At 30.4% G+C, this 13,643-nt stretch carries 16 protein-coding genes; 6 read left to right on the forward strand and 10 right to left on the reverse strand.

Features of this window, described 5'->3' with window-relative positions; all coding sequences use genetic code 11:
• Positions 1-3: 3 nt before the first annotated feature.
• From ACKTTV_RS14520 to ACKTTV_RS14540, 5 genes are all read left to right on the forward strand, one after another.
• The gene (locus ACKTTV_RS14520) at positions 4-693 is read left to right on the forward strand and encodes a cyclase family protein (RefSeq protein WP_408031572.1); all 690 of its coding nucleotides are present in this window, start codon (positions 4-6) and stop codon (positions 691-693) included.
• A 118-nt stretch (positions 694-811) separates the two neighbouring features.
• Complete coding sequence (locus ACKTTV_RS14525) at positions 812-1,630, forward strand: ion transporter (RefSeq protein ID WP_408031573.1); 819 nt, start codon at positions 812-814, stop codon at positions 1,628-1,630.
• Positions 1,630-2,532: a tRNA (adenosine(37)-N6)-dimethylallyltransferase MiaA gene (gene miaA, locus ACKTTV_RS14530; protein ID WP_408031574.1), complete on the forward strand. Its 903-nt coding sequence runs from the start codon at positions 1,630-1,632 to the stop codon at positions 2,530-2,532. The genes ACKTTV_RS14525 and miaA overlap by 1 nt, the downstream gene beginning before the upstream one ends.
• Before the next feature lie 125 nt (positions 2,533-2,657).
• Positions 2,658-3,161: an OmpH family outer membrane protein gene (locus tag ACKTTV_RS14535; RefSeq protein WP_408031575.1), complete on the forward strand. Its 504-nt coding sequence runs from the start codon at positions 2,658-2,660 to the stop codon at positions 3,159-3,161.
• A gap of 9 nt (positions 3,162-3,170) precedes the next feature.
• Complete coding sequence (locus tag ACKTTV_RS14540) at positions 3,171-3,986, forward strand: DUF1853 family protein (protein ID WP_408031576.1); 816 nt, start codon at positions 3,171-3,173, stop codon at positions 3,984-3,986.
• Here the strand turns inward: ACKTTV_RS14540 and ACKTTV_RS14545 are convergent.
• Both ACKTTV_RS14545 and yiaA read right to left on the reverse strand, forming a co-directional pair.
• A complete protein-coding gene (locus tag ACKTTV_RS14545; protein WP_408031577.1) occupies positions 3,961-4,884 on the reverse strand; it encodes an EamA family transporter in 924 nt (307 codons plus the stop codon). The genes ACKTTV_RS14540 and ACKTTV_RS14545 overlap by 26 nt on opposite strands.
• A 386-nt stretch (positions 4,885-5,270) precedes the next feature.
• A complete protein-coding gene (yiaA, locus tag ACKTTV_RS14550; protein WP_408031578.1) occupies positions 5,271-5,759 on the reverse strand; it encodes an inner membrane protein YiaA in 489 nt (162 codons plus the stop codon).
• A gap of 149 nt (positions 5,760-5,908) precedes the next feature.
• Here yiaA and ACKTTV_RS14555 point away from each other — a divergent pair, with 149 nt between their 5' ends.
• Entirely contained in the window at positions 5,909-7,426 is a 1,518-nt protein-coding gene (locus ACKTTV_RS14555) for a hypothetical protein (RefSeq protein ID WP_408031579.1), read from the forward strand.
• A gap of 16 nt (positions 7,427-7,442) precedes the next feature.
• Here ACKTTV_RS14555 and ACKTTV_RS14560 read toward each other — a convergent pair whose 3' ends face one another.
• The 8 genes from ACKTTV_RS14560 to ACKTTV_RS14595 form a co-directional block, all read right to left on the reverse strand.
• Positions 7,443-8,594: a class I SAM-dependent methyltransferase gene (locus tag ACKTTV_RS14560; RefSeq protein WP_408031580.1), complete on the reverse strand. Its 1,152-nt coding sequence runs from the start codon at positions 8,592-8,594 to the stop codon at positions 7,443-7,445.
• Positions 8,595-8,786: 192 nt separating this feature from the next.
• Complete coding sequence (locus ACKTTV_RS14565; RefSeq protein ID WP_408031581.1) at positions 8,787-9,176, reverse strand: thiol-disulfide oxidoreductase DCC family protein; 390 nt, start codon at positions 9,174-9,176, stop codon at positions 8,787-8,789.
• Positions 9,173-9,379 carry a hypothetical protein gene (locus tag ACKTTV_RS14570; protein ID WP_408031582.1) on the reverse strand — a complete coding sequence of 69 codons (207 nt, stop codon included), beginning with the start codon at positions 9,377-9,379 and terminating at the stop codon, positions 9,173-9,175. The genes ACKTTV_RS14565 and ACKTTV_RS14570 overlap by 4 nt, the downstream gene beginning before the upstream one ends.
• 103 nt (positions 9,380-9,482) lie before the next feature.
• Entirely contained in the window at positions 9,483-9,680 is a 198-nt protein-coding gene (locus tag ACKTTV_RS14575) for a hypothetical protein (protein ID WP_408031583.1), read from the reverse strand.
• Positions 9,681-9,695: 15 nt separating this feature from the next.
• Positions 9,696-10,835: a serine hydrolase domain-containing protein gene (locus ACKTTV_RS14580; protein WP_408031584.1), complete on the reverse strand. Its 1,140-nt coding sequence runs from the start codon at positions 10,833-10,835 to the stop codon at positions 9,696-9,698.
• Complete coding sequence (locus tag ACKTTV_RS14585) at positions 10,832-11,644, reverse strand: hypothetical protein (RefSeq protein WP_408031585.1); 813 nt, start codon at positions 11,642-11,644, stop codon at positions 10,832-10,834. Before ACKTTV_RS14585 ends, ACKTTV_RS14580 begins: the two co-directional genes overlap by 4 nt.
• Before the next feature lie 98 nt (positions 11,645-11,742).
• Positions 11,743-12,393: a hypothetical protein gene (locus tag ACKTTV_RS14590; protein ID WP_408031586.1), complete on the reverse strand. Its 651-nt coding sequence runs from the start codon at positions 12,391-12,393 to the stop codon at positions 11,743-11,745.
• Between the two features lie 56 nt (positions 12,394-12,449).
• Positions 12,450-12,827: a hypothetical protein gene (locus tag ACKTTV_RS14595; protein WP_408031587.1), complete on the reverse strand. Its 378-nt coding sequence runs from the start codon at positions 12,825-12,827 to the stop codon at positions 12,450-12,452.
• Positions 12,828-13,643 lie beyond the last annotated feature (816 nt).

Here is a 13,643-nt window from a genome sequence, read left to right on the forward strand (position 1 = left end):
TCAGTGCCAGAAATTATAGATTTAAGCCAGGAAATTTATGAAGGCATGCCTGTATACAAAGGGCTTCCTCAGGTTAAAATGTCTGTTCATAATACCCATGAAGAATGGGATGGAATTGAAAACCCTACCACAACTACTCCAAGTGTTTATAAACTTGAACTAGGAGAACATACAGGTACTCATGTTGATGCCATTAACCATATGGCAGCCAAGCACAAAGGGCAATCTATTGACACAATGCCTCTTTCAATGTTTTATACCGAAGGGATATGTTTAGATTTTTCGCATAAAGGTTTGAAAGAACTTATTACTTCTAAAGAAATCAAAGAAGCTTTAGAGAAAGAAAATCTCAAAATTAAGCAAGGAGATACAGTTTTACTTTATACTGATCATTACCGCAAATACTTTAAAACCGATAATTGGAAAAATGGTCCAGGAATTACAGTTGAATGTGCAACATATTTAGGTAATAAAAAAATAGCCGCTTTTGGAGTAGAAACCATGTCTCCCGGAGTACCAGGTATCTCTAACAAAAAGGTACACCATGTTTGTGGAGAATTAGGTTTTACACATTATGAAAATATGATTAATCTATACAAACTTGTTGGCAGAGGTAGGTTTCGCTTTATTGCTTTGCCTTTAAAAATTAAAGGAGGCACTGGATCGCCAGTTAGAGCTATTGCTGTTTTCTAAAACAGATTTTATAGCAAACTTATAAAATTCAGAACTGTTATAACTTTCAACTACCACAGTAAATTTGGTAAGCAAATACCAAAAACATATTTTTGTTATTATTTAATGAACATCTTTTTTGAGAAACCAAAGAAATAAATGGAAAGAAAAGCTTCATGAAATTATTTATGAAGCGGATACACGAGAAGGAAAAGTCTTTGATGTGATTTTATTAATCGCCATACTTTCATCCGTTCTTTTTGTGATGTTAGAAAGTGTTGACGATATTCAGGTAAAATATGGAGCTGCTTTAAATATTGGAGAGTGGATTTTAACTATTTTATTCTCTCTAGAGTATATTCTTAGAATCGTTGCTATTAATAAACCATCAAAATATATTTTTAGTTTTTATGGTATCATTGATTTCTTATCAACCATTCCTAAATACCTTTCTATTTTCTTTATAGGAACCCACAGTCTGGTAGCTCTAAGGGCTTTGAGATTACTAAGAGTCTTTAGAATCTTAAAGCTAGCAAGGTTTATAGGTGAAAGTAATAACTTTGTAAAAGCGCTTAAAGCCAGCAAAGCAAAGATTGCAGTTTTCTTATTTTTTGTTTTGATTCTTTGTATTATTCTGGGAACCGTTATGTACCTCATTGAAGGTGGTGATAATGGCTTTACGAGTATTCCGAGGAGTGTATACTGGGCTATTGTTACCCTTACCACTGTAGGATATGGAGATATTGCTCCTCATACAGCGTTCGGACAACTAATTGCAAGCGTTATTATGATTCTGGGATATGGTATTATAGCTGTTCCAACAGGGATTATATCATCGGAAATGACAAAAACACAAGATTTACATTTAAATACTCAAGCATGCCCTAATTGTGGCGAAGACGGACACGACGATGATGCTGCCTTTTGTAACCACTGCGGAAGTAAATTGCACAATTAATGACAAACACTCTTATTACTATTGTTGGCGCAACTGCCATTGGAAAAACAGCATTAAGCATTAAGTTAGCGCAACATTTTGGCTGTGAAATTATTTCGTGTGACTCAAGACAGTTTTACAAAGAAATGAGTATTGGAACGGCAGTTCCTGATGAAAATGAACTTAATGCAGCCACACATCATTTTATTCAAAACAGAAGTATTTCTGAAGATTATAATGTGGGCCAATTTGAAAAAGATGCACTTTTAAAACTCGAAGAGCTTTTTAAAAAATCTCCTATTCAAATTATGGTTGGTGGTAGTGGATTATATGTCGATGCCGTTTTAAAAGGCTTAGACTATTTTCCAGATGTTGCCCCTCAAATAAGAGAGGACCTTACTCAAAAGTTAGAATCCGAAGGCATTAATGTCCTTCAAGAACAATTAAAAACTCTGGATATCGAAGCTTATAACTCAATCGCTCTTGATAATCCACATCGATTAATTAGAGCCTTGGAAATATGTATTGGTTCAGGACAAACTTATTCTTCTTTTAAAAACAAACCAAAAACACCACGTAATTTCAACAGCATTAAAGTTGGATTGAAAGCTGATAGAGAAATCATGTACGATCGTATTAACAAGCGTGTTGATATTATGATGGATAACGGATTGTTAGCCGAAGCAAAATCTCTTTTACCGCACAAACATTTAAATGCTCTTCAAACGGTTGGATATCGTGAGCTTTTCGATTATTTCGATGGTAAATTCACTTTAGATTTTGCTATTGACGAAATTAAAAAGAATACAAGACGCTTTGCAAAGCGACAAGGCACATGGTTTAGAAAGGATGATAAGATTATTTGGTTCGATTTTCAGGAAGATATTGAAAACATAATTGAAACCATTAACTCTAAACTTTAACTTTTTTTTGAACACTCAAGATACTCACTTTTATATATTTGCGAAAAGCATAAAAACACATAACTAAGTTATCTTGATATTTTTTATAGGTACTTGGTTTATTTTAAACATTAAACAACTTACGAATGAAATTAAAAATTACCCTTATAGTAGCATTATTAATAGCAAGTTTTGGTTTTTCTCAAACTAAAGTTGGAACCGTTGATACTGATTTTGTTATGGGAAAGATGCCAGAAATGAAAGAAGTTATTACTAGAATTAACAGCTATGGAAAACAGTTGGATTCTTCATTTCAAGTAAAGGCAAAAGATTATAGTGCAAAGATTGAAGCTTTTAAAAAGATTGAAAAAACATTGAAGGAAGAAGATAAAAAGAAAAAAATAAATGAGATTGCTGTTGTAGAACAAGAAATGGCAAAGTTTCGTAAAAATGGTTCGACTCTAATTCAATTGAGAAGAGATGAGTTTATGAAACCTTTATACAAAAAGTTAAATGCAGCTATACAAGAAATAGCAAAAGCCGAAGGATATACACAAATATTATCAACTAGAGGGAATGATTTCGCTTATATTGATGATCGTTTTGATATTACCAATAAAGTTATGGCTAAGCTTGGTATTAAAGAATAACTAAAGCAAATGCATCAAAAACAAAAAGACTTACAATTACAATATATAGGTTTTCGAAAAACACCTTTTCTATGGCATGGAAAAGGTGTTTTTGATTTGGAACAATTTAAAGTCAAAAACACCTCTACTCTTTCTTTTAATTTAGCAATAAATGAAAAATTAAGATTAGGTAAGCTTGTTGAAAGGTTCGTTTCTTTTGATCTTAGAAATGAAGTTAACACTTCCATAATATCCGAAAATGTTCAAATTCAAAAAGAAAAAATTACATTAGGAGAAATAGATTGTTTACTCTACCAAGACGGCACTCCTATTCACTTAGAAGTTATTTACAAGTTCTATCTATATGATCCAAAGTCGTCCGATGACGAACTTTATAAATGGATTGGTCCCAACAGAAGAGATTCCTTAGTACAAAAATTAAACAAATTAAAAAATAAACAACTCCCTCTACTCTTTTCAGAAGAAAGTAAAAACTATTTAAATCAATTTGATTTATCTCCTGATCAAATTAAACAACAGGTTTATTTTAAAGCACAACTTTATGTTCCTTTAAAGGATTTGAAAGATACTTACCCTCTAATTAATAATGATTGTATTGATGGATATTACTGTCATTATAACCACTTAAAAGAGTTCAAAAGTTCTAAATTCTTCATTCCAGTAAAACATGATTGGCTGGTCATTCCTCACACAAATGTAGAATGGTTACCTTATGAAAAAGGGCTGGTCGAAATTTTTAAATTTATTGATGAAGAAAACTCACCTCTCTGTTGGATAAAAAAACCAAACGGTGAGCTTCTTAAACTTTTTGCGGTTTGGTGGTAACCTTTAACTTACTTTGTGGCTTTCTAGAATTGATAAAATATACACCCGTAAGTAAAACTGCCGAAGCTATAATAGATTGAGTACTTAATTTCTCATTTAAAAAATACCATCCTAATAACAATGCTATTACTGGATTTACATAAGCAGAGGTAGCTACTTTTTCAGCAGAAACATTTTTTAATAAAAAGTTAAAAGCTGTAAACGCCACGATTCCTCCAAATACAATTAGTAATACCATTGATAATTGTACCTTTCCTCCCCATTCAGTTGGTATTTTCCAAGTTTCTCCAACTAAAAAACTTAATGAAAAGAGCATCAACCCTGCGATAACCATTTGAAAACCTGTACTCACGAAGAAGTTTTCAGGTAAATCCGCTTTAGAAACGAATACACTGCCATAACTCCAACTTAAAACACATGAAAATATCATAAAAATTCCAAGAATCATGTTTTCGGAAGTTGTCACTTCTTTCTGGCTTACCAACAAATACATCCCAACAATACCCAAACAAACACCAATTATTGATCTGCCTTGCATTTTTTTTCCATCAATCAATCGCATTAAAAAAAGCACAAATAAGGGTTGTGTTGATGCTAGTAAGGCCGCAAAGCCACTATCAACATATTTTAATGCCCAAACAAAAACACCATTCCCATAAACTAGGAACAGAAATCCTGCAATGGTCGAATTCAGCAATTGCTTTCTGGTTATTTTTAATGACTTATTTGTCATTTTAGCAATCATCATAATTAGAATTCCAGCAGAAGTAAAACGGAAAGCTCCAATAAACATTGGATCCAAAACAGCTACCGCTATTTTATTCATTAAATACGTTGATCCCCATATTACATAAATAGAGAAAAAAGACGCAATGATTAGAATTTTAGTTTTATTCATTTTCTATTTGGCTTACTCACAATGAACTCATTTAAACTTTTTCAATTTGCTAAAAAATGGTTGTTTTCAGCCCTGTTTTTGCCTTTTTTCCTTCCGTAGCCCTGCTATGAAACTCGAAAAACCCTTCAACAGAACTAAAAACCTATAATTTTCGCTTAAACTCAAAAAGTCTAAATGAGTTCTATGTGATATTTGAAAGTTGTACAACTTATGTTTGTTTTTTAAATAGTTCACTTTGCCCCATCTTTAATCTATTGTAAAGAAGTTGCTTTTCAAATGTACAACAAAGTTCCGTTCAAATAAGATTATATTTTTTGTGATTGTATAACCCAAAAAAGCCCCTGAAATCATAGCGTTTTCAGGAGCCAAACTAAAAGATATGTCAACTATTCTTCCTCTTTCTCAACGTTTTTATTGATATATTCGATATCTCTTGTGTTTTTTTGAACGGAAATCGCAGCATATACACTAAGTGTAAAAGCCATAGCATAAAACCCTTTTTCACTTAGCAATAAGTCCGCATTCCATAACCCTACAATCAAAAGAATTATAGAGGCTACCGTAGTAAACCAACTTATACTATAATATATTTCTGTTACTTGAATTCCTTCTAATCGGTCTCTTATTGATTTCTGAACTGATATCACAGAAAACAAAGCAAACAATAGTACTGTAAAGTAATATCCCTTTTCATTAAGCTCCATTTCTACATTCCATAAGCCAATACAATAAGATACAATTCCAATTAACAAACCGGCCCATGAAGCTCCCACATATGCTGAAGTAGGCTTTTGATTAAATACTTTCCTTTTTTCATCTTTTTCAAGTTTATTCTTTCTGTTTTGATCGAATTCGTTTTTAATTTGATTGTCCATAACTTTTGGTTTTAATTATGGTTCAAAATTGTAATTATTTAGTAAGCTTAACAAAACAACTTTTTAAAAAATCTATCGATATATAAATGAAAAACATAATTAAAAAGTCTATATTTACTTAGTATACAAATAAAAAAACTAACGATTAAATGAATCAAATTTTTCATATTATATCGTCTTTTTCTCAGGAAGAACAACAAAAGTTTGAGTTGTTTTTAACAAGAAGAAACAAAAGAAAGGATACAAAAAATATTCAACTGTTTAAACTTTTGAAGCAACAAGAATCCTCAACCGAACTGATTTGCAATGTTTTGTACGGAAAACAAAATAGAGCAGCTTTGTATACTTTAAAGCAACGATTGCATGAAAGCCTTATTGACTTCATAGCTATGAATAAAATTCAAGGTGAAAACTCCATAGACATGTTATTGATTAAATACATTATGGTTGCAAGAGATTTCTTGTTTCAACAGAATTACAATGAAGCTTATAAACTATTAAATAAAGCAAAGGTATTGGCTAAAGACTACGAACTGTTCCCTATTTTAAACGAAATATATCACACTAAAATTCAGTATGCACACCTTCATCCAAAAACAGATTTAAACAAAATAATCCTAGAGTTTAAATCAAATCAAAAAAGTTATTTCCTCGAAGAAGAACTCAATATTATTTATGCAAAAATTAGAAATAACTTAATTCTAATTCCCAGTGAAAAAGGTGCTGTCTCCGATTTTGAATCTTTTATTTACTCAATATTTAAGGAGCACGATATTAACATTGATGATTCTCTTTCCTTTAAATCTTTATACCAATTAATTTCAATCGTCAATATTTCGGCATTTATTCATAAGAACTATTTAAAAGTAGAGCCCTTTCTAATAAAAACCTACAGCCTTCTTGTGAGCAAAAAGAGAAAAGAGAAACAACTGTTTTATCATATACGGGTGCTATACCTTATTGCGAACACACTTTTTAGAAATAAAAAATTCAAGGAGTCTTTAAACTATCTTGAATCTATGTTATCCTTAATGCATGAAAACAACAAAAAATACTTCAAACTATTCACTTTAAACCACCTCCTTCTCCTCTCTTTAAATAAGAATTATATGAATCAACAAGAGGAAGCCATAAAACTCTTGGAAGACACCATTCGAAAAAAACATACAGATCAGAAATCACTTTTAGAAATTCAACTAAGCTTACTTATGTTCTATTTCCAAAGTAGCGAATTTGATAAAGCAATTAAGTTACTTTATAAATTAAACCACTCTGATCAATGGTATAATGATAAAGTTGGAGTTGAATGGGTAATTAAAAAGAACCTCTTTGAAATTCTTTTACATCTTGAACTTGAAAATCTGAATTTGTTTGAATCTAGATTACTTAGTTTTAAAAGAAAATACTATCCATATTTAAAAGAAATAAATCAAGATAGAGTTATTGAATATTTACGGCTTGTAGAAGTTTACTATAAAGATCCCTCTATAGTAACAACAACAAAATTTCATGATCTAGTAGAATCTTCTTTTGAATTTATTGGTCCTAAACAAGAAGATATATTTGTAATGAGTTTTTATGCTTGGTTAAAAAGTAAAATGCAGCAATCGCCTGTTTTTGAAGTAACACTTGAACTAGTAAAACAAGCACAACATAGCTCCATATAATTTCAAGATCATTACTCTAAAACAAACTCTCTAAATAATGTTCATCTATTTGATAAGCACTCTTTAATTCGTTCAGTTTTTTATCTAACGAGTCAACATCGGACTTTTTGTTGGATTTAGCTCCAATTAACATCACATTCTTTCTCGTATGTTCATTACTTATAAACTCGAACACCTTGGTATTATAATGATGCTTTTCCATAATTAAAGCACGAATAGTATCCGTTACCATTTCAAAATGGCGTTCTTTAAAAATACCGTACTTCAAGAGTGGACTTTCTTGTTCTTTCCCTTTTACCTGTTGCCTTACTTGCTTATGACAACAAGGCGCACAAATTATTAACTCTGATTTTGCAGAAAGCCCCTTAAAAATAGCATCATCAGTTGCTGTATCACAGGCATGTAATGCTATTAAAATATCTATTTTATCATTATCGTACTCTTGAATTGGTTGTGCTACAAATTTTAAATCAGAAAACTCACACTTCTCTGCTACATCATTGCAGTAATTTACCAGACTATCGCGTAACTCAATTCCCGTCAAAGTTACTTTGTAATCTCTTTTGTTGACCAAGTAATCATACAAAGCAAAGGTTAAATACCCCTTTCCAGATCCCATATCAACAATGTGAATGGTTTTAGGAAGCTTAACCGATTTTAACTGAACTTCAATTATTTCCAAATACTTATTAATTTGACGGTACTTATCCGCCATTTTCGGAATAACTTTTCCTTCTTTATCAATAACACCTAATAGCTCTAAATACTTTCCTGAAGCTAACCTCTCTTTAGTCTTGTCATGATTCTCCGAAGGTTTGTTTGTTAGACTCGGTTTTGTCCTTTTGTAACTTATCTTTTTCTTTTTTGAAATCAAAACGATTAAATCGTGAGATAATGTAAATAGAGTAGCTGCCTTAAATTTATCATTTAAAAGTATTTCTAGTTCATTAACACTCTCTTCGAATGTATAGTTTTTAACTTGATCATTTGTCAAGAACCTATATAAAAACTGCAAATAAGGTTCATTTTTTATAATAACCTTTCTTACATATACATTTACTAGCTTATCATTTTTTTTAGCTGTTTTGCTAAGGGTAAGTTTTACAAAGCTATCACTGGTATAGCTTTTTTCTAACTCAATAAACAACTCCTGCAAGGCTTCTTTCAAACTTTTTACTTTTAATTGATTCTTGACATTTAAACGATTCTAAAATTTTAGAATGTTTTACAAAAATAAACAATCTTATGTCACTCTTGAAGCAGAAGATATATAATAATTTATTCGAAAAAACTTGAAAAGAACGAAGAACATAAAAGAACGACGTTCTTTTATCATCAACTTATAACACCAACCATAATGTTAATCTAAGAACTTAGCTTTAAGTTCTTTTGTTGGAATCATGCAGGTATTATTTTTTCCAAAAAGAAAATATCTATTTCTCGAAACAACCATATAAATAGCATCTCTAATAAACTTTGGTATATGAAGTAAATATTTCATCCAATGATAGCCTCTTAGAAACTTAAATATCATTAAAATCGCTGTTGACTTTGTATAAACTTGATCATTTTCAATGAGCATTATTGTTGAAAAACTTTCACTATTCACGTTATTAGCCTCTAAATACTTACGACTAAAACTTGATTGTAATGATGAAAATTTAAACTCATTGTTCTCATCTTTTTTTATTATAAAATTGATTGTTACGTTACACAAATTACAAACTCCATCAAACAAAATTATTTTCATACCACTTGCTTTTTAACAATATTCATAGAAATCAAACCACCAATTATTCCTAACGATATGTTTTGAAATAAATTTAACAAGGCTATTGGAAATAACGTAGTATTTATTTCTGGGTTTTCAACTCCATCAAGGTTTACTATAAACGACCAATAATCTTGAGAAATACTTGGATCAATCATAAAAAGTAGGGAATCGAAGATCATATAAATAATAAAAGAAAGCACCAATATACTTGGTAATGCATACCTTCTTTTTAAATTTGATTCCCCCCTTCTATGCTTCTTGATTCTGTGTGGTTTTAAAATTTTAGAATTTCCTAGAACAAGAAAAAACAAGAAAAAACAAGAAAATAATACTTGAAGTTATACTTAATAATACTAACTCTATATCATCAAAACCATCTCGATGCCAAAATAATGACAATAACAATGTTGTGACAAATGTTGCTATTCCAACAAACATACTGGTTTTAACAACGATATTCCATTTATCATTTCTATCCATATTCTTTATATATTTTTAATTTAAAATTTTTAAATATTGTAATCTGATTAAAAGCATTTCAGATATTTTTTCAAATCGCATATTAGTAGAGTTATCAACCAATATCAAACTGAAATCGTTAGTTTTACTCCTCATTAAAAAAGAATTAGCAGCCAACCATTTCCCATTATGCCAAAACGAATCTGCATTGAGCACCCAGCCAAAACCATAGTTTGAAGTTTTTCCATTATTTAATTTTGGTAACTCAAAAGCGGGGCTTAACTCCTCTGGTGTTAACAGTTTATTCGAATCCCAAATACTTGACCATTTCTCTAAATCATTTACACTTGAAAACACAGCTCCATCTCCAGCGACACCATCAATCCAAGTAGGTTTTACTTCTAATGGATCACTATTTAAATACGATTCAAAACCTTGGGAAATACATTTAATTTTCTCTATAGAAATATCAGACACCAAATTCCAAACTCTTGTATTAAAGAGTTCTAATGGTTCAAAAACTTCCGATCTCATAAACTCTTCAAAAGTCTTTCCTGACACTTCCTCTATAATCCCTGCTAACAAAATATAATTTGAGTTGTTATAAAGGTATTGCTTGTTTGGCTCTACACTATTCTCTTTAATACTCTTAATTATTAACTTAACTGCATCTTGAATGGTAAGCACATACTCATTATTAGGTTTCCCCATTTTTTTTGCCAAGGAAATATAATCTTGCTGAATACCTGAAGTTTGGTTTAGTAAATTTCTAATTGTAATATCACAACTCATAGTAAGCTTCAAATAGGTAGTTATTGGCTCGTCATATGATAGCTTATACTTTTTGATTAACCACATTATCCCAAATGCTGTGTACGATTTGGATAATGAGGCTAATCTGAACATAGTATCATTGTTTACTTTAATGTTGTTAAAAGAACGATTTCCGAAAGTACGTTTCAATAAAACTTGGTTTTTATACTTAATACACACTGCTCCATTAAATTTATTTTTTCTGGAAATAGAATCGAACCACATTTCGATATTTTCAATATTATCTCTTAAATCACTTTTCGGATTGAAAGGAATTTTAGGTACATATAGTTCTTTTTTCCACACATAGTATGCTCCACATGAAATACCAACAACAAGAACTAGAGAGATACTTATTATCATTTTTTAAGAGCAAGATTTAAAAGTCTAACTTTTACGTTTCCATACTTATTATTTACTATTTCAATGACATGCTTCCATTCGTTATTGGTTATAAAGAACCCTAACAGTAGTAAAAACAATATCTGAAAGTCATAGAGCATCATAAAAATTGCAATACCTAGATGTAATGAAGCTGCTGAAAGAATACAAATAAATTTTAATCTTTTGTTCCAAACAAGAAATGGAAATAATAACTCTAGTAGAACAGTTCCATAAGTTGTTATTGTAACAAAAATTCCATTTTTTACTAATAATTGGTTCCATGGAGTTCCTTGAAATCTTTCAGATCCTAATACATAGTACGTTGCTACACCGTTAAACCAAACATCTGCATTTATTTTATGAAGTGCCGAAAGAAAATACACTAAACTAAAATGAATACATAATGAATACCCAGCTAAATTTGATAAAAGGTTAGTAAGCTGTTTTGAAAATTCATTCTTATGCTTAAAGGGTTTGATGCTATATTTGGAATATGAATCAATGAAGATGAAATATAAAACTGCGAATTTCAAAATATTATCTCCTCCATTTAAAGTAAGCCAAGCTAAATTTTGAACCACTTCTACACTAATAAACAAAAGTAGTACTGTAAATCTCTTGCCTATTCCGAATAAAAAAAGGAAAATAAGAACGATATAGACGAAATAGAAAATTTCAAAATTGTCTCGAACAAAAGCTGTATGAATTCCAAAAAATTCTAAAAAAGGAGTTGCTTCAAGCATCAAAAAAGATTCACCTTTATAAATGAGCTTGTTAAAATCCCACATTATTATCACGTCTTTTAGTAAATAAAAGCATATAAATAATCTGAAAAATGGTGCGTAAAAACTAAATCTGTTTTCTTTAATAAGTTTATTTATCATAATTACAATGCTATTTTGTCACTTTTAAAAATTAGTTTTTCTTCTTGTTTCTTCATATTCCCAAGCTTTTGTCTTTCAGCAAATTTTGGCATATCCAACTGAGTTATTTCAATGGTTAAATTATAATCATGAATATTCCCTATATTATTTCTTTTAGCTACTACATAAGCATACCTTTTTAAGGTTTCGAAATTTGCTGTGCTTTGTGTATACTCTTTGCCTTTTCTAATTCTGTCATCAAGTGTGTTCTGAATGGAATCAATTACCTCATCTTCGTAATTCAATGATTGCCCGACGGCAAACAACCCATCACTAATACTGTGCAAAGTGCTTGACAATACATAATCTAAAATATCTTCGGAAGAATTAAATGGAGCCTTACTACTTTTACGTTCTTGTAATTTTTCAATTACTTCAAACATATAGGAAATCTTTGGGTCTTTTTTCGACTCGAATATAAAGTATAAGCGGTCATTATGCTTAGGAGGAGGAGCAAAAAAACCCCATTTCTGAAAAAAGAACGTATCGAAGGTTTCTTGATGTTCTAAAAATGAAATTTTTATGTAGTTATTGGGACTTACAAAAAGTAATGTCGTGAGCCAATAAAAAGCAAATACTGATATAATTAGTTTAAATACAATGGTTTTTCTCATGATGTTTTGGTTTGGTTAAAAAAGTGGCCCCTATAGAGCCACTTTACACTCATCTATTACCCTAATTGCCTTACTTTTTGATCTTTAAGACTATGCATCTTTTCAAGGTATTTTTTCGAATGTTTATCAACATTATCAACCATTACCCAAGTAGAAGCTGTCATAACTACCTCTTCTAACCCTGGAGCATTAACTCGATACACCTCTCTGGTATATGCCACAGCCCTACGTGTGAAATTAATTGCTCTTCGAGTAGCTCGAGCAGTTATTCTCAACAAACTCGCGGCTGCTACCTCTTCTCCATCTACATTTTCAACACCTTGTGTTACTAGATAAGAATCTCCATACATGTCGTCTGATGCAGAGCTAAAGCTCATGAATACGAATGATAATCCTACTAAAGCGATTATTCCTAATGATTTGATTTTTTTCATTTTTTTTACAGTTTTATATCAATTAGCCTACTCTATTAAGGTTTTTCAGCATCCACCTATTATTGCGCAACAATTTTTTTTAGATTTTTGGGGTTATTTTTTGGGCAGTACTTTCTCTGCCCACCATTTTTTAGTTTTTAAAACAAGGTAACCTTAAAGGTGAGTGTACCTATTAACAATATTTAGGGGTGATTTAAAAAGAAGTACAGTTTATCTTATAAACTTTTACTAAATGTAATTTATTTATAAAACCTTCCTACAACATGTATTCTAATCTTATTTTCTCTACGGCAAGTAATCCATCTTTGAAGGTTTTTCTAAGAAATAATAATCTTATGAAGAGTGATTAAAAACCTCCAACTGGTTCTAAAGTATAAATTATTTACACACGAAAAAGTATTTTAAATTTTATTTAACATTTAAACATATAAATTAACAATTTTTAAAACTTTAAATAAAAAATTTAAACAATCAATACTTTTTAAATCTAAAAATTAAACAAACAATAAAAAAACACCTTACATATACCCTTATGCTCCCCCACCATTATGACTATGAGGAGAAGGCTCTCTTTTCTGTAAGTAATCTCTCTTTTTTTTGGTCATAACTTCAAATTCATCTTTAATTAAACCTTTAATCAGGAAATACCACACAAAGGGAAATAGACAAACAAAAACACAATTGATAATTTTCTGAAGTCTAGTTAAAACTCCGTTATTAAGAATTCTTTTTAAATAAAAGAATGTTTGTATCATGTAAAAAATTAAAAATGCAGAAATTAAAAAAATCTTCATTAGCTCTTTCCGCAAAAATAAA

The organism is Tenacibaculum xiamenense (assembly GCF_964513065.1).
GTDB classification, from domain to species: domain Bacteria; phylum Bacteroidota; class Bacteroidia; order Flavobacteriales; family Flavobacteriaceae; genus Polaribacter; species Polaribacter xiamenense.

What these genes read in the sequence shown, in the direction of transcription:
- miaA (WP_408031574.1), top strand. Translation starts at nt 1,630, where the DNA reads ATGACAAACACTCTTATTACTATTGTTGGCGCAACTGCCATTGGAAAA.
- ACKTTV_RS14535 (WP_408031575.1), top strand. Translation starts at nt 2,658, where the DNA reads ATGAAATTAAAAATTACCCTTATAGTAGCATTATTAATAGCAAGTTTT.
- ACKTTV_RS14540 (WP_408031576.1), top strand. Translation starts at nt 3,171, where the DNA reads ATGCATCAAAAACAAAAAGACTTACAATTACAATATATAGGTTTTCGA.
- ACKTTV_RS14545 (WP_408031577.1), bottom strand. Translation starts at nt 4,884, where the DNA reads ATGAATAAAACTAAAATTCTAATCATTGCGTCTTTTTTCTCTATTTAT.
- yiaA (WP_408031578.1), bottom strand. Translation starts at nt 5,759, where the DNA reads ATGGACAATCAAATTAAAAACGAATTCGATCAAAACAGAAAGAATAAA.
- ACKTTV_RS14555 (WP_408031579.1), top strand. Translation starts at nt 5,909, where the DNA reads ATGAATCAAATTTTTCATATTATATCGTCTTTTTCTCAGGAAGAACAA.
- ACKTTV_RS14565 (WP_408031581.1), bottom strand. Translation starts at nt 9,176, where the DNA reads ATGAAAATAATTTTGTTTGATGGAGTTTGTAATTTGTGTAACGTAACA.
- ACKTTV_RS14570 (WP_408031582.1), bottom strand. Translation starts at nt 9,379, where the DNA reads ATGATCTTCGATTCCCTACTTTTTATGATTGATCCAAGTATTTCTCAA.
- ACKTTV_RS14575 (WP_408031583.1), bottom strand. Translation starts at nt 9,680, where the DNA reads ATGGATAGAAATGATAAATGGAATATCGTTGTTAAAACCAGTATGTTT.
- ACKTTV_RS14580 (WP_408031584.1), bottom strand. Translation starts at nt 10,835, where the DNA reads ATGATAATAAGTATCTCTCTAGTTCTTGTTGTTGGTATTTCATGTGGA.
- ACKTTV_RS14585 (WP_408031585.1), bottom strand. Translation starts at nt 11,644, where the DNA reads ATGTGGGATTTTAACAAGCTCATTTATAAAGGTGAATCTTTTTTGATG.
- ACKTTV_RS14590 (WP_408031586.1), bottom strand. Translation starts at nt 12,393, where the DNA reads ATGAGAAAAACCATTGTATTTAAACTAATTATATCAGTATTTGCTTTT.
- ACKTTV_RS14595 (WP_408031587.1), bottom strand. Translation starts at nt 12,827, where the DNA reads ATGAAAAAAATCAAATCATTAGGAATAATCGCTTTAGTAGGATTATCA.